Origin of the sequence: Stenotrophomonas rhizophila, from assembly GCF_003751305.1 — a bacterium.
GTDB classification, from domain to species: Bacteria; Pseudomonadota; Gammaproteobacteria; order Xanthomonadales; family Xanthomonadaceae; genus Stenotrophomonas; species Stenotrophomonas rhizophila_B.
Genome location: NZ_RJKV01000001.1, coordinates 1479117 through 1496179 on the forward strand (window position 1 = coordinate 1479117; position 17063 = coordinate 1496179).

The window sequence follows — 17063 nt, forward strand, 5'->3', positions numbered from 1 at the left end:
CACACGACCCTCACAGGCGGACGCGCATAACATGCGCGCCCCACCGGCATCGGGGCTGACCCAGCGAGCATCGAGCCAACGCACGTGAACCCACCTCCCCCTGCCCCCTTGCCCGTGCGCTCGGCTGATCGCTCGCTCGACGCGGTGAACTTTTTCCTGGCCGATGTCCGCGATGGATTGGGGCCGTATCTTGCGATCTACCTGTTGGCCGTGCACAAATGGGACCCAGCCAGCATCGGCCTGGTGATGACGGTGGGGGGACTCGCTGCCCTGCTGGCGCAGACGCCGGCAGGCGCGCTGATGGATCGGGTCAACGCCAAGCGGGCCACGGTCGTCATCGCTGCCCTTCTGGTCACCGGCAGTTGCGTCGTGCTGCCGTGGATCACCTCGTTCACGCTGGTGGCCGCGACCCAGGCTGTCAGCGCCGTCGCGGGTACCGTCTTTGCCCCGGCCATCGCGGCCATCTCGCTGGGCATCGTCGGGCCACGGGCGTTCGCGCGGCGCATGGGTCGCAATGAGACGTTCAATCACGCAGGGAACGCCGTTGCGGCGGTCCTGGCCGGGGGGCTGGCGTACATCGGAGGCCCGGTCGTGGTGTTCTACCTGATGGCCGCACTCACCCTGGCCAGCGTGGCCGCGGTGCTGATGGTGCCGGCCAAGGCCATCGACCATGAGCAGGCGCGCGGATCGCCGGCCGCACCGGAGCGACAGCCGGGGCCATCCTCCTTTGGCATGCTCCTGCGCGACCGTACCCTGCTCACGCTGGCAGCGTGCTGTGCGCTGTTCCACCTGGCCAACGCGGCGATGCTGCCCCTGGTCGGTCAGAAACTCTCCCAGACCAACCCTGCGTTGGCCACCACCTTGACGGCGGCGTGCATCGTCGCGGCACAACTGGTCATGGTGCCGGCCGCGATGCTGGTCGGAACACGGGCCGATGTGTGGGGACGCAAGCCACTGCTGTTGGCCGGCTTTCTGATCCTGCCGATCCGTGGCGTACTTTATCCACTGTCCGATGCGCCGGCATGGCTGCTGGGTGTGCAACTGCTGGATGGCATCGGTGCGGGTATCTTCGGGGCGCTGCTCCCCGTCATGGTCAGTGATCTGACCCAGGGAACCGGCCGATTCAACGTCACGCTCGGTGCAGTCTCGACGGTCTTCGGGCTGGGTGCTGCGCTCAGTCCGGGCTTGGCCGGGGTGATCGTGCAGTTCGCTGGGTATGATGTCGCGTTCCTGACCCTGGCGGCGATTGCAGCCCTGGCCTTCGTGCTGGCAATGGCCATGCCGGAGACCCGACCTCACACAGGCCGCGCTTCCACGGTGGCAGCACCGACGGACGCGACCTGACGCCAGCCACTGCGTTTTTCCTGAGCCATGCATGCACGTCCCCACAACCTCCCTGATCATCTGGATGGTGACCGCCGTTGCCACCAGCGGTGTCATCTTTCGTCCTTGGCGGATCCCCGAGTATGTCTGGGCACTGGGCGCTGCCGTGGTGCTGGTGGCGACAGGCCTGGTGCCCATCCCCACGGCCATCGCGGCGGTGGCCGAAGGCGGCGACGTCTACCTGTTCCTGATCGGCATGATGGTGCTGGCCGAGCTGGCGCGTCACGAGGGGCTGTTCGACTGGCTGGCCATGTATGCCGTCCAGCACGCCAAGGGATCCGGGCGGCGCCTGTTTGATCTGGTCTTCCTGGTCGGCACGCTGGTGACCATTTTCCTGTCCAACGACGCCACCGCCGTGGTGCTCACACCGGCGGTTTACGCGGCCTGCAAAGCGGCCCGCGCCAATCCATTGCCCTACCTGTTCGTCTGCGCGTTCATTGCCAACGCAGCCAGCTTCGTGCTGCCCATCTCCAATCCCGCCAACCTTGTGGTGTTCGGCAGCCACATGCCCTCGTTGCCAGAATGGCTGCGGCAGTTCAGCCTGCCGTCGCTGGCCGCGATCCTGATGACGTATCTGGTGCTGCGCCTGGCTCAACGCCGACAGATCGCCCACCCGCTGGCGGAGCGGATCGAGCACCGCGCCCTGTCCGAGGGCGGTCGCCTGTGCGCCATCGGTGTCGGGCTCACCGGCATCGTGCTGCTGGTGACCTCGGCGATGAACGGCCCGCTAGGCGTGACGACCTTCTGCGCAGGTGCGCTCACCTTGGCGGCGGTTCGCCTGCGCCAGCGTCGCAGCCCGCTGCCGATACTGCGTCACGTCGCCTGGGGGGTGCTGCCCCTGGTGGCTGGCCTGTTCGTGCTGGTCGAAGCTGTTGCCCAGACCGGGGTGATCCGCACGGCGGCGCACGCATTGGATGCGCTGGCACGGACCTCGCCTTCGGAAGGCAGCTGGGTGGCAGGGATCGCGGCAGCGGTGGCGAGCAATCTGGCCAACAACCTGCCCATCGGGCTGGTGGCCGGCTCGCTGGGGCAGATGGCGGACCTGCCGGTGCACACCCGCGCGGCGCTGCTCATCGGCGTCGATCTGGGGCCGAACCTCTCGGTGAACGGGTCGCTGGCCACAATGCTGTGGCTGGTCGCGCTGCGTCGGGAGGGCGAGAACGTCAGCGCGCTGCAGTTCTTCAAGCTGGGCATGCTCGTGATGCCACCGGCATTGATCGCGGCGTTGCTGCTGCTCTGATGATCGCGTGGCGTCGCGGCAATGCCGTGACGCCGACACGCTCAAGCGGCTTTAGAGGTCCACTGGCGGAGCGTGGCGGCTTTGAGCGACTGCTCGCCGCAGCCGGTCGGGCAACGCAGTACCCGTGACGCCGCGTTGCTGACAAAGCCAGCGCCTTCCTGCGCCTTGAAGATCACCTCACACGACAGGCAGCGCGCCACCATCGAATACAGGTGAACGATGCGGCCGCTGCAAGGGTCCTGCAGCGCGCTCACATCCAGCAGGTCGAAGTGGCAGCTGTCGGGCATCGCACGGCGGGGAAACGGTGGGGAAACGGTCGTCTGCGGGTTCACGCGTGCCAGCCTCGATGGTGAGGGCATCACTTTAGGCATCCACATGTGGAGCGTACGTGCACTGGACGACCGTGCCGCGTGATCACAGCGTGGCCTGCGCCTGCAGCGTGAACACCCAGCTGTCCGGGCGGCTCTCATACGCCCCGGGGCGGGCCACATACTGCACCGCAGGCCGCAGGATCAGCCACGGAGTGACCTGCACACCGTAATTGAGCTCCACGAACTGCTCGTTGCGCTGCACGTCCTTGCCGGTGATGCGCTGGTACTGGGCAAGGCGGTCGGAGATGTCCAGCCGGGTCCATGCCAGGCTCAGCACATCATCCTCGCGGGATGCCACCACACCGCGCCAACTCAGGCCGGCTTCCCACGAATACCGCATGAGGCCGGTCTTGGCATCCGCACGCGTGGCCACGCCGAATACCGACAGACCGCGCACGGTGTCGCCTTCGGGCTTCAGCACGCGCTGCGCCAGCTGGATGTACGAACCGCTGCGATGCGACGCGCGCGGTGCGGCCGGATTGCCGATGTCGTCCGCGTTGGACGTGTCCAGGTAATAGCCGACCTTGTAGGTGCCACCATAATGCTCGCCGGTGTTGCCGTGGCTGTAGCCCACTTCCACGGGCAGGAACAGGCCGGTCTTGCCACGGTCGGACACGCGGAAGCCACTGCCCTCCTGCTTGCGCATCGGCACGACATCGTAAATGCCGGTCTGTGCGTACCAGCCCGAGGGATCAGCCCACTTCACCCGCAGGCCCCACTGGCCGGTCGGATTGTCCAGCCAACCGGAGCTGTAGATCGGGCCCAGCGGATGGCCGCACTGGCCGTTGTTGTTGAAGTTGCAGGTGTACGGCAAACCGCCGAAGTCGTTGCCCATCGAGTAGAAGCCGCCCTTCAGGCTCAACCGCTTGTCCAGCAGCCAGCGCTCGTAGGAGAGCTCGTTGAAGCGCAGGTTCTGCCCTTGGCCATAGAACGCCTGGTTCTGCACGTAGGAACCGGTCGAGCGGTCATTGACCGCATTGCCGAAGCGGTCGGAGAACACCACCCGCATCGTGCCGTCGAAACCGAAGGCCTTGCCGGTATCGATCATGGCACCGAAATCAACGTGCTCGGCCGTGGACCAGCCGGTACCCTTGTAGCCATCGCTGTTGACGCCGGTGGCGATCACGATGCGTGCGCTCGGGGTCACGCCACGGTCCTGCAGCCAGATGCGGGCCGCCCAGCCCGCACTGAGCGGTGTCTGGGCAATGGTGTCCACGGCCTTGGGTTTGGGGACCTCTGGTTCAGCCGCCCATGCCGGCAAGACGGCCGCGGAGGCCATCAGCCCGAGGCTTACAACGAAGGAGGTGCGCTTCATGCCGAAGCCCTCCGCTGCTTGCGCCTGGTCCACGCGCGTCGCACCAGCAGGATCACCACCACGAAAGCCGCAAGCCCCAGGATGAGCAACGGCAGCCAAAGGCGCGCGATCTTGGCGAGCAGCGGTTTCTCGCCACCATCGCGGATCAGCGCGACCTGGGCAGCGGTGACCAGGTCGCCAGGGCCGAAGGTGGTCCGCACGTAGCTGGCGACCGCGGCGATGTCGGCATCGCTCAGCGCCTGTACGTAGGAACCTTCCGAAAAGTGCGGCATCACTACGTGCTTACCGTCCACCTCGCGGTCGATGCCGCCGATGATGGTCGCCACCAGGTTCTGTGGCCGGACCATGCCGACGGTGCTGTTGTGCACCAGCGACGGGTAGTAGCCGTCGTTGCTGCCCTCGCCCCGGGAGCCATGGCAGCTGGCGCAGAGGCCGGAATACAGCACGGCACCGGAGGCGATGGGCGCGTCCGTGCCGCGAATCGCGGGCTCGCCCGGTGCCGTGGCGGCATCGCCCCAGGCGAACGCAGCACGGGTGGCATCCTTGTCAGCCACGGCCGGCACCGTCCGCAGATAGGTCACGATCGCGCTGATGTCGTCGTCGCGCAGTTTGGAAAGGCTGTTCGTGACCGCCTCGGCCATACCGCCACCGGCCTGACCTTTGCCCTCAACCCGGCCGGTCTTCAGGTACTGGGCCAGTTCGTCATCGGTCCATCCGCCGATCCCGCTGATCGGATGCGACGTGATGTTGGGCGCGTACCAATCGCCCAGCGAACCACCGGCAAAGGCTTTGCCGCCCACTTCCTGCATCATCAGGCCGCGCGGACTGTGGCAGCTGGAGCAGTGCGCCAACCCTTCCACCAGGTAGGCACCCCGATTCCATTGGGCACTCTGCGCCGTATCAGGTTTGAACGGGGTCTTGTCCAGGAACAGCAGATTCCACACCGCCATGGACGAGCGCACGCTGAAGGGGAATGGCAGCTCGGTGGTACGTGCCTCCTCATCGACCGGTGCGACCGCCTGCATGAAGTAGACGTACAGCGCGTGGATATCCTCGTCGGTCAGCTTGGCGTAGGAGGTGTACGGCATCGCCGGATACAGATGGGCACCATCCTTGCGCACGCCCTCACGGACCGCCTTGGCGAAATCGGCCTCCGTGTAGTTGCCAATGCCGTGGGACTTGGACGGGGTAATATTGCTCGCCCAGATCTCGCCCAGCGGCGAGGCGATCGCGTAGCCGCCGGCGTAAGGCCTGCCCTGCTTCGGGCTGGTGTGACACGCCACGCAGTCCGCGGCCACGGACAGGTAACGCCCACGTTCGACGGTGTCATCGGCGCGCGCGGTGTGGCTGACGCCGGTCAACAGGCCCAATGCGATGAGCACGACGGTCTTCATGCGGCACGCTCGATGGCATCGGCAGCGCGCAGGGCCAACGCGGCCATGGTCAAGGTGCTGTTGACGACGCTGGCCGAGACCATCGCGCTGCCGCCCGGCAGCCACAGGTTCGGATGATCATGCGCGCGGCAATCGCCATCGACCACGGAATCGCGCGGATCCGCACCCATGATGGTCGAGCCCATGATGTGGTTGTTGGCATTGAGCGCCGTGGTGATCACGAATTCTTCGGCGTTGAACAGCGTGCCGATGTGCCGCAGCTGCTCGCAGGATTTGTCGTAGCCCTTGCGCGCGTAATCGCCCAGCGAGTAATGGATGTCCGGGCAGGCCAGGCCATGGCCATCGACACGGGTCTTGGACAGCGTCAGCCGGTTGCTCGGGTCGGGCAGCGGCTCCAGGCTGATCGACAGGTCCACCCCGTAGATCGCGCGGCGTCGGATCTCCGCGTCCAGCGCCTCACCGGCCAGCCCCATCTTCAGTGCCTGGTCGGTGGCGATCGCCACCCGACTGATGTTGTTGAGGATGATCTTGGTCGCCGAATACTCCGACCGGAACGCGCCATCCCGTGGCCCGACCATGCAGCTGGACTGCGCCGGGCCACGCCCGAGCCAGATCGGGCGGTCCGCGATGAAGGAGCAGTGGAAGCCGGAGTGGTCCAGCATGTTGCGCCCGACCTGGTCGGACGAATTGGCGATGCCGTTCGGGTTCTGTTCGTTGGCGGCCAGCAGCAGCAGACGCGGCGTCTCCAGCGCGTTGCAGGCGATCACGAAACTGCGCCCGGTGGCCTTGTGGCTGACCTTGTCGCTGTCATACCAGTGAATGGCGGTCACCCGGTTCTGCGCATCGGTGTCGATCTTGTAGGCCACCGCTTCAGCCAGCACCTTGGCGCCCAGCGCTTCGGCGGCCTGCACGGTGTGGACGCCGTTGTACATGGCCCCGATCGGGCAGATCGGCTGGCAGTTGTTGTTGCCACAGCACGCGGGGCGATCATTCCAGGGCTTGATCATGCGCCCCTGCGGAATCGGCACCAGGTTGTAGCCGTGTGGATTGACCACCTCGGCAAACACCTTGTCGCCGTTGCCCCACGGAATCATGTCGGCCAGGTACGGCTTGGAGCGCTGCGAGGGGCTCTGCTGCGCGGGATCATTCGGGCCGGAGACGCCCATGGCCTCTTCAGCGCGGCAGTAGTACGGCTCGATGTCCTCGTAGCTGATCGGCCAATCGCGGCCGACCCCGTAGGCGGACTGCATCTTGAAATCGACCGGCAGATGGCGCCAGCAGGAGGCAGCCCAATGCCAGGTGGTGCCACCGACCGCCTTGATGAAGCCCTGATGGAAGCTGCTGGCATCGGGGCCGGTCAGGCCGACGTAGTCGTTGGCGGGGAAGTACAGTGGCGCCGTCGCGAATTTCGATTGCGGGAAGGGCCCTTGGAAATCGCTGCCGATGCGCCGCTCGAAGCTGACGTTGCGCCAGTTTTCGACCACGTCGGCGCGATTCAGGCGCGGCCCGGCTTCGAGCACAAGCACGGATTTGCCAGCACGCACCAACTGGTGGGCGATCAACGCACCGACCACGCCAGAGCCGACGATCACGACGTCGGCATCGGCGTCGCCATCACGGAAAACCGGAGCTTTCATGAGAGGAATCCAGATCTGGAACAGAAGAGAGAGGGCCGCGCGGACTTAGGCGCGTGCTCGAATCGGGGCCGGCGGCTCAGCGGTCCACCAGGCGGGGCCGCCTTGGGCGTAGGTCGGTGGTGAAAGACCGTCATCCACGCAACGCTGCATCAGCGCATCGCGGTAGGACACGGTCACGGCGTGCACGCCCTTGCCAACGGTGCCCGTGTACCACGCGGTGATGATGGCCAACGCGGCGGGTTTCGCGTCGCCCGCCGCCGCGATCAGCGCCTGTGCGCCAGTCACCTGCCCTGCCAGAGTGACCAGGGTGGGGAACTGCGCATGCAGCTCGGGCTGAAGATGGGCGAACGCCTGCTCGATCCGGTCGGCCGTGGCCGGGTTCAGATCGGTCTTGCCGGTCAACGCGTGAGAGAGGTCGAGGAAGGCGGTGCCGGTCTTGGCCGCAGGCGCCGTTGCAGCCGGCGCTGCCACCGCAGGCGCTTTGTCACGGCAGGCCGCGAGCAGCGAAACCGAACCGACCGCAAGAAGGAAGCCTCGTCGTGTGAGGCCTTGCCCCCGACGATGCTCGTCCAATCCCTCGGGAATACTCATGATGTGAACTCTGCTCCGTAACACGCCGGCTCCCCGCCCGTAGACCACGGAACGGCTAAGCTTCGACGGCGACAAGGCTACTCCCCCTGTCTGTCATCACGGAGTGATAAGTGATGACTCACGCACCGCGCACGGCATCGGCGTTACAAACCGGGCTCGTCTCACTTCCGGAGAATCGCCATGCGAACCGTGTTGTTCAGTGCCCTTGCGGCGATGGCGTTGGCGGGCTGCAACAAGGCCGAGCCCACCGATCAGGGCAAGCACGCCGATACCATCGAGCAGCCTGCACCTGCACCGGCGGGCAACGCGTCCTCGCGCAACGTGCCCGGCGGTGGCAGTGGGACGGCGGCCTCCGAAACGCAGGATTCCGGGCATGGCACGGAAGCCCCGGCAGAGCCCACGCGCGATTCGCCACCGAAGCGGTAGGCCGTCATGACGCCACTCGATAAACCCCTGCGCCGGGAAGTCCTGATCGAGGATGAAGCCTATACGCTCACCATCGATCCTGAAGGACTGAAGCTGGTGCCCAAGGGCAAGCGGAACGGTGTGACCCTGAAATGGGCCCGCACACGCCTTCTCCATTCAGGTTGATCGCAACGGGAAAGCAAGCGGACGCAGGATCAGGGACAATGGCGGCCCACCATATGCCCCGGGCTGCTGGCGGATGCCCCCATCAGGGGCCGTCGCGCGGCGCCCCATGCCTGTCTTCCTGCTGCTTTCCGGATCCGAATTGAATACCACCGCCCTGCCCCTTGCCGACGACGACCTGCCCCTGACCGACCGCCTGCGCACCGCGCTGGACCTGCTGGAGGCCATCGAAGCCGACCGCAGCGTGCTCGATACGCTGCCCGAGGCTGATCGCGTCCGCCTGCACCAGGTGGTGGCCAAGGTGTATCACCCCGAGCCCAAGGCCCGCCGGGCCAAGCTGAAGCAGCAGGCCAAGGCGCGGCATCAGGAAAAGGTGGCCAAGTCCGAGGCGCTGCTGGCCCAGACCGGTATCCGCGCCCTGCGCCGCAAGCCGGTGTTCAGCACCCCGAACTACTTCCCGCCGCATGCGGCCGGCCTGCATGACGCCTCCAACGGCGAGAATGCCGCTCCCACGCCAGAGCCCGTGCATTCCCCGGAACTGCGCCACTGCTACGTGTGCAAGCAGAAGTTCACCCAGCTGCACCACTTCTATGACCAGATGTGCCCGGCCTGCGCCGAGCTGAACTTCGTCAAGCGCACCGAGACGGCGGACCTCACCGGGCGCGTCGCGCTGCTGACCGGCGGCCGGGTCAAGATCGGCTACCAGGCGGGCCTGAAGCTGCTGCGGGCCGGTGCCGAGCTGATCGTGACCACGCGCTTCCCGCGGGATTCGGCCGCGCGCTACGCCGAAGAGCCGGACTTCGGCGTGTGGGGCCACCGCCTGCAGGTGTACGGCTTGGACCTTCGCCACACCCCCAGCGTGGAGGCCTTCTGCAACGAGCTGCTGGCCACCCATTCGCGCCTGGATTTCATCATCAACAACGCCTGCCAGACCGTGCGCCGACCGCCGCAGTTCTATGCGCACATGATGGCCGGCGAAACTGCCGCGCTGCATGAGGTGCCCGAGACGCTGCGCAAGCTGATCGGCGATTACGAGGGCCTGCGCAGCGCCGAACTGCTCGGCACCACCGCCTCGGCCGCGCTGCCGGTGGTCCAGGGGCGTGATTTCAACGCCGCCAATGGCCTGACCCGTGCCGCCGAGCTGTCGCAGGTGCCGCTGCTGGAGGACGAGCTGGTCGCCCAGCAGCATCTGTTCCCGGATGGCCGGTTGGATCAGGACCTGCAGCAGGTGGATCTGCGCGGTCGCAACTCCTGGCGCATGCTGATGGCCGAAGTGCCGTCGGTGGAACTGCTGGAAACCCAGCTGGTCAACGCCATCGCGCCGTTCATCATCAATGCGCGCCTGAAGCCGCTGATGCTGCGCACGCCTGAGCGTGACAAGCACATCGTGAACGTCTCGGCGATGGAGGGGCAGTTCTACCGCAACTTCAAGACCACCCGCCACCCGCACACCAACATGGCCAAGGCCGCGCTGAACATGATGACGCGCACCTCGGCGGCCGATTACCAGAACGACGGTATCCACATGAACAGCGTGGACACCGGCTGGGTGACCGACGAGGATCCGGCGGATATCGCGGCCAAGAAGGTGAAGGAAGAACGCTTCCATCCGCCGCTGGATATCGTCGACGGCGCCGCGCGCATCGTTGATCCGATCATCCACGGGTTCAACACCGGCGAACACGTCTGGGGTCAGTTCCTGAAGGACTACGCGCCGACCGACTGGTAACTGCATCCGGAACCACGTTCGGTGCGTATAGAGTGGACAGACGGCCGCTCGCGCCCCGCCCCCAGTCGATACGAAATGAGCCCCCCACCCTCCCCCCTGGATGAACGACGCGCGGTGCTTTGCGCCATGCAGGTCGACGGCGTGGCGTCGTTGCCCGCGCTGGACCGGATCACCGCGCTTGCCGGCTACACGTTCAACGCGCCGGTGGCCTTCGTCTCGGTCCTGGGGGATGTGAAGCAGCGCTTCATTTCCCGGATCGGGCTACCCATGGCGCAGACCGACATGCGCTCGTCGATCTGCGCCCACGCCGTCACCTCCGGCGGCGTTCTGGTCGTCCCGGACCTCGAGCAGGATCCGCGTTTCCGCGACAACCCGCTGGTGACGCACAGTCCCCACCTGCGTTTCTATGCGGGCGCGCCGCTGGTGGCTAAAAATGGTGTGGCCATCGGTGCGCTGTGCGTCATGGACACCCGCCCGCGCACCTTTGACGAGCGGGATCAGGAGCAGTTGGCCACTCTGGCCGAGCTGGTGATCGCGCAACTGGAACTACGCAACCTTTCCGGCAACCTCGACCCGACCAGTGGCCTGCCAAGCCGGCACCAGTTCCATGCGGATCTGCCCGGCATCCTCGCGCGATGCGCCGAAGGAACGGCGTATGCCATTGCGGTGGACATCCTCGACATTCCGCGGGCCAACCAGGTGGGCCAGGTGCTGGGCCTGCGCCCGCTGGAAGCCCTGATCCGGCGTGCCGGCGTCCGGCTGCGCACCGCGCTGGAGGACGTCGCGACCGTGTACCACGTCGGGGTGACCCGGTTCGCCTTCGTGGTCGAGATGCCGACCGCAGGCCACGTCGAGAGCCTGGTGCTGGAGCTGAGAACGCGCATGTTGCGTCCGCTGATGGCCGCCGCGGTCCCGATGTCCCCCCGTTTCCATGCCGGCATCTGTGCGGTCGATCCGGATGAAGAAGACAGCCACGACCTGCTGCGGCGGCTGCTGGTGAGCATGCATGGCGCGTTCGACGCGCGGCAGCCATTCTGCTGGTATTCCGCACAGCGCGACGAAAAGATGCACCGCGCCTACCGCCTGGCCTCGGATGCCGAACGCGGCCTGCAGAACGGCGACTTCCATCTGGACTACCAGCCGCGCTTCACCCTTGACGGTCGGCGCCCGGTCTCGGCCGAAGCGTTGATCCGATGGAACCACCCCACCCTGGGGCCGATAAGCCCGGGCGAGTTCATTCCGGTCTTCGAGCGGACCGCACTGATCGATGAGGTGACCAACTGGGTGCTGGACACGGCGCTGGATCAGGTCCGGGCGTGGCGCGCCCAAGGGCAGGACATTCCGGTCTCGATCAACCTGTCCAGCAGTTATCTGTCCAATGCCTCGGCCTGGCATGACATCCGCAGCAAGCTTGAGCACAGGGCGCTGCCGTTCTCGATGATCGAACTGGAGATCACCGAAGGCGAATGGTTGCGTCCGGGGTCGCCGGCCATCGGCCACATTGCGGCGATGGCACAGGCCGGCATCACGGTGGCGATTGATGACTTCGGCAGTGGCTACAGCAATTTCAGCTACCTGTCCGACCTTCCCATCCACACCGTCAAGCTGGACAAGTCACTGATCGATGGCATCGCCAGCAGCTCGCGCGCCCGCGCCAAGGTCTCTGCCATCCATCATCTTGCGCACGAGCTGGGCTATCTGACCGTAGCCGAAGGGGTTGAGCAGGAGGCGCAGATGGACGTGCTGGCAGACATGGGGATCGACCAAGTCCAGGGCTACCTGCTTGCCCGGCCCATGGCGCCGGCCGCGGTGATGCAGGTGTTCGAACAGGCCGCGATCACACCGCGCCCCGTCAGAGTTTGAACACCTGCTGCAGCTTGCGCGCGAACCACCCGCTGAAGACCAGCGGCGCATCCAGCGCTGACACACAGATGCACGCCACACCGGGGGTGGTCACGGGCTGATGCTCGACGTCGCTGTCCAGATCGGCCACATCGCCGGGGGCGAAATGCCCCAGTGAATCGTCATAGGCGCCGCGGAGAATCTGGGTCAGCTCGCTGTTGCCATGGCTGTGCATGGGCAGGCATTTGCCGGGGGCGATCTTGAGCATGATCAACGACGGGTGCGCCGGTGCACGGATGCAGTGGACACCCGGCGCCATCCAGCGCCATTTCAGCGAGCGGTAGGACGTCCCGAAATGTGGTGCCAGCGCGGCCGGCAGTTGATCCGGATCGTGACCAGCGGCGCTGCGGGCCACCGTGTCGTCATGCACGCCACCCGCAGGCGCGGCAGTATCCAGGCGCTCCAGCATGGTCTGCCGCAGTGCGGCCTGGCGATCCTCTGCCGAAGGCGGGGACAATTGCTGCTCCAGCAGCAGCCCGCCCACCCGTTCGGCCGAGCGCAGGTGCTGCCGGCAGTGGGCGCAGGCTTCCAGATGCGCGGCGGCGACCACGGACATTTCCGCGGCCAAGGTCCCGGTGGCAAAGCCCAGGACGGTGGTCGGATCCAGATGGTGACGAGGGTTCACTGCCGCTCTCCCATCAAGGACTGCAGCTGAAGAAACGCACGTCGGATATGGGATTTCACGGTGCCCAGTGGCATATGCAGCTCGTTGGCGATCTCGGCGTGGGTTTTAGCTTCGAAGTAGGACATCCGGATCAATCGGGCCTGCGTTGCGGAGAGTTCGTCCAGCCGCTGCTTGAGCCTGACGTGCTCGGTATGCCGTTCGGCCAGAGAGCCACCGCCGTCCTCTTCCTCCGCCGCCTGCTCGACCACCTCATGGGCATGCACCCAGATATGTTCGCGACGTACCCGGTCGATATGCAGATTGCGCGCCACCCGGTAGAGCCACGTGCCCAGGCTGCTGCGCGCCGGATCATAGAGCTCGGCCCGGTTCCACAGTTTCAGCAGCACTTCCTGGGCCAGATCCTCGGCCACGCCATCGGGCGCCCCCAGCCCACTCAGGTAGCGGCACAGGCGCGGCATGAAATGATCGTAGATGCGCATGAAGCACTCTCGATCGCGCGACGTGGCGACGCCGGCCATGTCGGCCGCCCAGGTTTTCAGCTCCGGGCCGGGTTGAGCGGGAACGGCAATCATCCGGGCTGCCTCGAAGGGCGTCATCCTGGCGGTGGACGGGTCAGTGTCCATCGTAGGCGAGTTCCGGCAGATCGGGGACATGGGCTTCATGGACGTGTGTACGGACGGCCGCGCGGTTTGGATGCAACCCCTGCGCGCCGTGCGGGCGCCACGTGTGGGCGCTGCGGCTTCACGCGATCCCAAGGCCGGCTGGACAAGACTCGCTGCCAGTCATCATCGCGGACCTCCCGGATTCATGCGCCCATCGAACGCTGAACTGCCCTTCCCGATCATTCCCCTCCTGCTGCTCTGCATGGCAGGCTGCTCCAAGGCCCCGCAGGCGCCCGATGGGGCTGCCGCCGTCCCGCCCGTCGGCCCTTCCAGCGCAGTCACGGCATCATCCGCGGTCGCTGACGAAGACGCGCCCAGCGACGTGCCCGCCTTTCCCGTGGTCCCGAACATCGTCGTCCCGGACATCGTCGGGGTGACGCCGGCCCAGCGAGCGCTGGAAACCTCGATGCAGTCGATCCTGGACCCGGTCGCCGGCATAACGGTCTCCCCTGCCCGCTGTGGCAGCGGTGGCGCGCTCATCAATGACGGGGGCATCACCCGCGTGGACGAGTCGGGGCAGCTGATGCGCAACGGTGATGAGGGCATCTTCATCATCAATGCCGACGGCAGCGGCACCGCCAATTTCGAAGGTGGTCTGGTCCGCGTCAATGCCGATGGCAGCGGCACCATCAACGGCACGGCGGGCGGCAGCGGCGATGGCTCGGGCGCCATCATCCGTGTGCAGGCCGATGGCTCGGGCACCTACAACGGCCCTGCCGGCCTGATCAGCCTGGATGGCAAAGGCGCAGGGACCTGGAACGGCGACAGCGGCCTGATCACCAACAATGGCGACGGCAGCGGCACCTGGAATGGCCCGCAGGGCCTGCTGCGCATCAATGCGGACGGCTCGGGCACGTGGAATGGCGAGGCGGGCCTGATCACCAATCATGGCGACGGCACCGGCACCATCGGCCCGCCCGCACGGGCAGTAAAGATGCCGCCGATGCCGCGACTGCAGCCTGCCGGTCGGTTCCCGCCGCTGAAGAAATTCGCACCGCCGGGCGCGCCGTGCGGCTACCTGATCACGCTCAACGACCGCGTGCTGTTCGATTTCGACAAGGACGACATCCGGCCCGATGCCAGCCACCTGCTGGATACGCTCGCCACTGCCTTGACCGGGGTGGGTGCGAAACGAATGGACGTCCGCGGTCACACCGATGCCAAGGGCGATGACGCGTACAACCAGGCGCTGTCCGAACGCCGTGCGTCGTCGGTGGTGAACGCGCTCAGGCAGCGCGGCGCGGCCCAGGACGCCACGGCCACGGGGTTCGGTGAATCCGAGCCGGTCGCCCCCAACGAGTTGGACGGCAAGGACAACCCCGCCGGACGTCAGATGAATCGCCGGGTGGAGATATTCGTACGCACGTAAAGCACTTCGCCCCTTCATCAACCCGGCTGCACAGGAGATACGCATGAGAAAAACAGCATTCGCTGCACTTGCCATCATGGCCTCGGTGGCAGGGATCTCGCCGGCGGGCGCCCAGGACTTCAGTCTGGGCTACGACGTCGACCGCTTCCCGGCCAAGGCGCTCAGCCTGCAGGCCTGCCGCAGCGCCCTGTCGCGTGGTGCGACCGCCGTGGGCTACACCACCCGGGTGGATCAGGACCAGAAGATCCTGGTGGTGCATGTCTCCGCCCCGCCGGGTGACGGCCGCTCACTGGTCGCGTATTGCGTGACCGCAGGCGATCAGACCGTGTTTCTGATCCAGGCTTTCGATTACACCCGCCCGAACAGCCCAGAGGTGGACCGGATCAAGGCACGGGTCGCCGCCGAGGTCAGGAAGGCGGCTGGGCGGGGCTGAATGCTTGCCCGCCCGGGTCACTGACGATACTAGACGACCGGTCAGATGCAGCGTATCGTCAGGGCCATGAAGAAGCCCGCCCACGAAACCCGTCAGCACATTCTCGACGTCACCCGGGCGCTGATGACCCGCAAGGGGTATACGGCCGTAGGCCTGGCCGAGGTCGTCGCGGCTGCCGGAGTGCCGAAGGGCTCGTTCTACTATTACTTTAAATCCAAGGAAGAGTTCGGCCTGGCCCTGCTGGACGAATACTTCTCCGCATACCTGGCCACGGTCGATCGGTTGTTGGCCGCAGAGGGCGCCGGCGCGGAGCGCCTGGTGGCGTACTTCCAGTATTGGAAAGAGACGCAGGGCTCGGATTTCCCCGACGACAAGTGTCTGGTGGTCAAACTCGGCCCGGAGATGTGCGATCTGTCCGAGGACATGCGCACGGTACTCAGAAAGGGCACCGACGCGATCATCCAGCGCATCACCCGTTGCGCCGCACGCGGTCAGACCGATGGTTCCATCTCCCCGGCCGTCCCGGCCCCGGAGCTGGCCGAATCGCTGTATCAACTCTGGCTGGGCGCCTCGCTGCTGGCCAAGCTCAACGACTCCACGGCCCCGTTCGACACCGCACTGGCCGCGTCACGCACCCTGCTGTCGTGACCTGGTTTTACCCCTTTACTAGACGACCGGTCACATATAAAAGGCTCATTCTGATGAAGGACACCACGTCCCGTACCGACCTGTTCGCACCCACCCACATGGGTGCACTCCAGCTGGCCAACCGTATCGTGATGGCGCCGATCACCCGCAGCCGCTACGGCGAAGACGGTGTTCCCAATGCGCTCCACGCCACGTATTACGCCCAGCGCGCCAGTGCCGGGTTGATCGTCGCCGAGGCGACCAATATCTCGCCCCAAGGGCGCGGGTATGCCGCCACACCCGGCCTCTGGAGCGATGCGCAGGTAGCCGGCTGGAGACAGGTCACCGATGCAGTGCATGCCGCCGGCGGAAAGATCGTCAGCCAGCTCTGGCACGTCGGGCGGTTCTCGAGCGTGGCCTTGCAACCTGGCGGCCAGGCCCCGGTCGCGCCGTCGGCGATCAAGGCCGAAGGCGACACCTACACCGCCGATGGCTTCGTGCCGGTTTCGATGCCGCGCGCCTTGGAGACCGATGAGATCCCCGGGATCGTTGCCCAGTTCGAGCTGGCTGCCCGCAATGCACAGCGCGCCGGCTTCGATGGTGTGGAAGTTCATGCGGCCAACAGCTATCTGCTGGACCAGTTCCTGCGTGATTCCACCAACCATCGCACCGATGGCTACGGTGGCTCGATCGAGAACCGCGCCAGGCTGACGCTGGAGGTGACCGAGGCGGTCGTGAACCTCTGGGGCAGTGACCGCGTCGGTATCCGCCTGTCACCCGTCACCCCGGACGCGGGCAACACGCCGCCGGACAGCAACGTCATGGCGACCTACGGCTACCTCATCACGCAGTTGAACCGCTTCAACCTGGCCTATCTGCATTTTGTCGAGGGCGCGACCGCAACCACGCGCAGCGTTCCCGAGGGGGTCGACCTGGATGCCTTGAGTGCCACGTTCAACGGCGCCTTCATCGGCAACAACAACTACGACCTGGAGATGGCCATCTCGCGTCGTGCCGAGGGCCGCATCGATGCGGTCGCGTTCGGTCGGCTGTTCATCTCGAACCCGGACCTCGTCGAACGCCTTCGCCGCGGTGCGCAGCTGACCATCGCACCGCGTGAGTCCTATTACGGCGGCGGCGCCAAGGGCTACACCGACTGGCCCACTGCAACCGAATGATGCTTCGCCCCCTCCCCCA

General features: G+C 66.1%; 17 protein-coding genes. 10 read left to right on the forward strand and 7 right to left on the reverse strand.

Features of this window, described 5'->3' with window-relative positions:
* Positions 1-114 precede the first annotated feature (114 nt).
* Both EDF74_RS06665 and EDF74_RS06670 read left to right on the forward strand, forming a co-directional pair.
* On the forward strand, positions 115-1344 hold the full coding sequence (locus tag EDF74_RS06665) for an MFS transporter (RefSeq protein WP_260232230.1): 1230 nt from the start codon (positions 115-117) through the stop codon (positions 1342-1344).
* A gap of 31 nt (positions 1345-1375) precedes the next feature.
* The gene (locus EDF74_RS06670; RefSeq protein WP_123729323.1) at positions 1376-2623 is read left to right on the forward strand and encodes an arsenic transporter; all 1248 of its coding nucleotides are present in this window, start codon (positions 1376-1378) and stop codon (positions 2621-2623) included.
* 41 nt (positions 2624-2664) lie between these two features.
* Here EDF74_RS06670 and EDF74_RS06675 read toward each other — a convergent pair whose 3' ends face one another.
* The 5 genes from EDF74_RS06675 to EDF74_RS06695 form a co-directional block, all read right to left on the reverse strand.
* Positions 2665-2955 (reverse strand): hypothetical protein, encoded by a 291-nt coding sequence (locus EDF74_RS06675; protein WP_123729324.1) that lies wholly within the window; start codon positions 2953-2955, stop codon positions 2665-2667.
* Positions 2956-3037: 82 nt separating this feature from the next.
* Positions 3038-4309 (reverse strand): carbohydrate porin, encoded by a 1272-nt coding sequence (locus tag EDF74_RS06680; RefSeq protein WP_123729325.1) that lies wholly within the window; start codon positions 4307-4309, stop codon positions 3038-3040.
* Positions 4306-5703 (reverse strand): c-type cytochrome, encoded by a 1398-nt coding sequence (locus tag EDF74_RS06685; protein WP_123729326.1) that lies wholly within the window; start codon positions 5701-5703, stop codon positions 4306-4308. The genes EDF74_RS06680 and EDF74_RS06685 overlap by 4 nt, the downstream gene beginning before the upstream one ends.
* Positions 5700-7340, reverse strand: coding sequence for a GMC family oxidoreductase (locus EDF74_RS06690; protein WP_123729327.1), 1641 nt, complete (start codon positions 7338-7340; stop codon positions 5700-5702). Before EDF74_RS06690 ends, EDF74_RS06685 begins: the two co-directional genes overlap by 4 nt.
* A 45-nt stretch (positions 7341-7385) precedes the next feature.
* Positions 7386-7931: a sugar dehydrogenase complex small subunit gene (locus EDF74_RS06695; RefSeq protein ID WP_123729328.1), complete on the reverse strand. Its 546-nt coding sequence runs from the start codon at positions 7929-7931 to the stop codon at positions 7386-7388.
* Positions 7932-8111: 180 nt separating this feature from the next.
* Here EDF74_RS06695 and EDF74_RS06700 point away from each other — a divergent pair, with 180 nt between their 5' ends.
* The 4 genes from EDF74_RS06700 (at position 8112) to EDF74_RS06710 (ending at position 12111) form a co-directional block, all read left to right on the forward strand.
* Positions 8112-8357, forward strand: a complete 246-nt coding sequence (locus EDF74_RS06700) for a hypothetical protein (protein ID WP_123729329.1) — start codon at positions 8112-8114, stop codon at positions 8355-8357.
* A 6-nt stretch (positions 8358-8363) separates the two neighbouring features.
* The gene (locus tag EDF74_RS18205; RefSeq protein WP_184997099.1) at positions 8364-8522 is read left to right on the forward strand and encodes a hypothetical protein; all 159 of its coding nucleotides are present in this window, start codon (positions 8364-8366) and stop codon (positions 8520-8522) included.
* A gap of 106 nt (positions 8523-8628) precedes the next feature.
* Positions 8629-10248: an SDR family NAD(P)-dependent oxidoreductase gene (locus EDF74_RS06705; RefSeq protein ID WP_428999136.1), complete on the forward strand. Its 1620-nt coding sequence runs from the start codon at positions 8629-8631 to the stop codon at positions 10246-10248.
* A gap of 75 nt (positions 10249-10323) precedes the next feature.
* On the forward strand, positions 10324-12111 hold the full coding sequence (locus EDF74_RS06710) for a putative bifunctional diguanylate cyclase/phosphodiesterase (RefSeq protein WP_260232197.1): 1788 nt from the start codon (positions 10324-10326) through the stop codon (positions 12109-12111).
* Here EDF74_RS06710 and EDF74_RS06715 read toward each other — a convergent pair.
* Both EDF74_RS06715 and EDF74_RS06720 read right to left on the reverse strand, forming a co-directional pair.
* The gene (locus EDF74_RS06715; RefSeq protein ID WP_123729331.1) at positions 12101-12775 is read right to left on the reverse strand and encodes a ChrR family anti-sigma-E factor; all 675 of its coding nucleotides are present in this window, start codon (positions 12773-12775) and stop codon (positions 12101-12103) included. The two genes, EDF74_RS06710 and EDF74_RS06715, sit on opposite strands and share 11 nt — an antisense overlap.
* Positions 12772-13398 carry a sigma-70 family RNA polymerase sigma factor gene (locus tag EDF74_RS06720; protein ID WP_123729332.1) on the reverse strand — a complete coding sequence of 209 codons (627 nt, stop codon included), beginning with the start codon at positions 13396-13398 and terminating at the stop codon, positions 12772-12774. Before EDF74_RS06720 ends, EDF74_RS06715 begins: the two co-directional genes overlap by 4 nt.
* 184 nt (positions 13399-13582) lie before the next feature.
* On the opposite strand from EDF74_RS06720, the gene EDF74_RS06725 reads away from it, so the two are divergent.
* The 4 genes from EDF74_RS06725 to EDF74_RS06740 all read left to right on the forward strand — a co-directional run bounded on the left by EDF74_RS06725 (position 13583) and on the right by EDF74_RS06740 (position 17044).
* Entirely contained in the window at positions 13583-14806 is a 1224-nt protein-coding gene (locus EDF74_RS06725; RefSeq protein ID WP_123729333.1) for an OmpA family protein, read from the forward strand.
* Between the two features lie 43 nt (positions 14807-14849).
* The gene (locus EDF74_RS06730; protein ID WP_148045919.1) at positions 14850-15239 is read left to right on the forward strand and encodes a DUF6180 family protein; all 390 of its coding nucleotides are present in this window, start codon (positions 14850-14852) and stop codon (positions 15237-15239) included.
* 66 nt (positions 15240-15305) lie between these two features.
* Positions 15306-15887: a TetR/AcrR family transcriptional regulator gene (locus tag EDF74_RS06735; RefSeq protein ID WP_123729335.1), complete on the forward strand. Its 582-nt coding sequence runs from the start codon at positions 15306-15308 to the stop codon at positions 15885-15887.
* A gap of 53 nt (positions 15888-15940) precedes the next feature.
* Complete coding sequence (locus EDF74_RS06740; RefSeq protein WP_123729336.1) at positions 15941-17044, forward strand: alkene reductase; 1104 nt, start codon at positions 15941-15943, stop codon at positions 17042-17044.
* The last annotated feature ends 19 nt before the right edge of the window (positions 17045-17063 follow it).

Coding starts and splice junctions, on each gene's coding strand:
- EDF74_RS06670 (WP_123729323.1), top strand. CDS start 1,376: ATGCACGTCCCCACAACCTCCCTGATCATCTGGATGGTGACCGCCGTT.
- EDF74_RS06680 (WP_123729325.1), bottom strand. CDS start 4,309: ATGAAGCGCACCTCCTTCGTTGTAAGCCTCGGGCTGATGGCCTCCGCG.
- EDF74_RS06685 (WP_123729326.1), bottom strand. CDS start 5,703: ATGAAGACCGTCGTGCTCATCGCATTGGGCCTGTTGACCGGCGTCAGC.
- EDF74_RS06690 (WP_123729327.1), bottom strand. CDS start 7,340: ATGAAAGCTCCGGTTTTCCGTGATGGCGACGCCGATGCCGACGTCGTG.
- EDF74_RS06695 (WP_123729328.1), bottom strand. CDS start 7,931: ATGAGTATTCCCGAGGGATTGGACGAGCATCGTCGGGGGCAAGGCCTC.
- EDF74_RS06700 (WP_123729329.1), top strand. CDS start 8,112: ATGCGAACCGTGTTGTTCAGTGCCCTTGCGGCGATGGCGTTGGCGGGC.
- EDF74_RS18205 (WP_184997099.1), top strand. CDS start 8,364: ATGACGCCACTCGATAAACCCCTGCGCCGGGAAGTCCTGATCGAGGAT.
- EDF74_RS06705 (WP_428999136.1), top strand. CDS start 8,629: ATGCCTGTCTTCCTGCTGCTTTCCGGATCCGAATTGAATACCACCGCC.
- EDF74_RS06710 (WP_260232197.1), top strand. CDS start 10,324: ATGAGCCCCCCACCCTCCCCCCTGGATGAACGACGCGCGGTGCTTTGC.
- EDF74_RS06720 (WP_123729332.1), bottom strand. CDS start 13,398: ATGGACACTGACCCGTCCACCGCCAGGATGACGCCCTTCGAGGCAGCC.
- EDF74_RS06725 (WP_123729333.1), top strand. CDS start 13,583: ATGCGCCCATCGAACGCTGAACTGCCCTTCCCGATCATTCCCCTCCTG.
- EDF74_RS06730 (WP_148045919.1), top strand. CDS start 14,850: ATGAGAAAAACAGCATTCGCTGCACTTGCCATCATGGCCTCGGTGGCA.
- EDF74_RS06735 (WP_123729335.1), top strand. CDS start 15,306: ATGAAGAAGCCCGCCCACGAAACCCGTCAGCACATTCTCGACGTCACC.
- EDF74_RS06740 (WP_123729336.1), top strand. CDS start 15,941: ATGAAGGACACCACGTCCCGTACCGACCTGTTCGCACCCACCCACATG.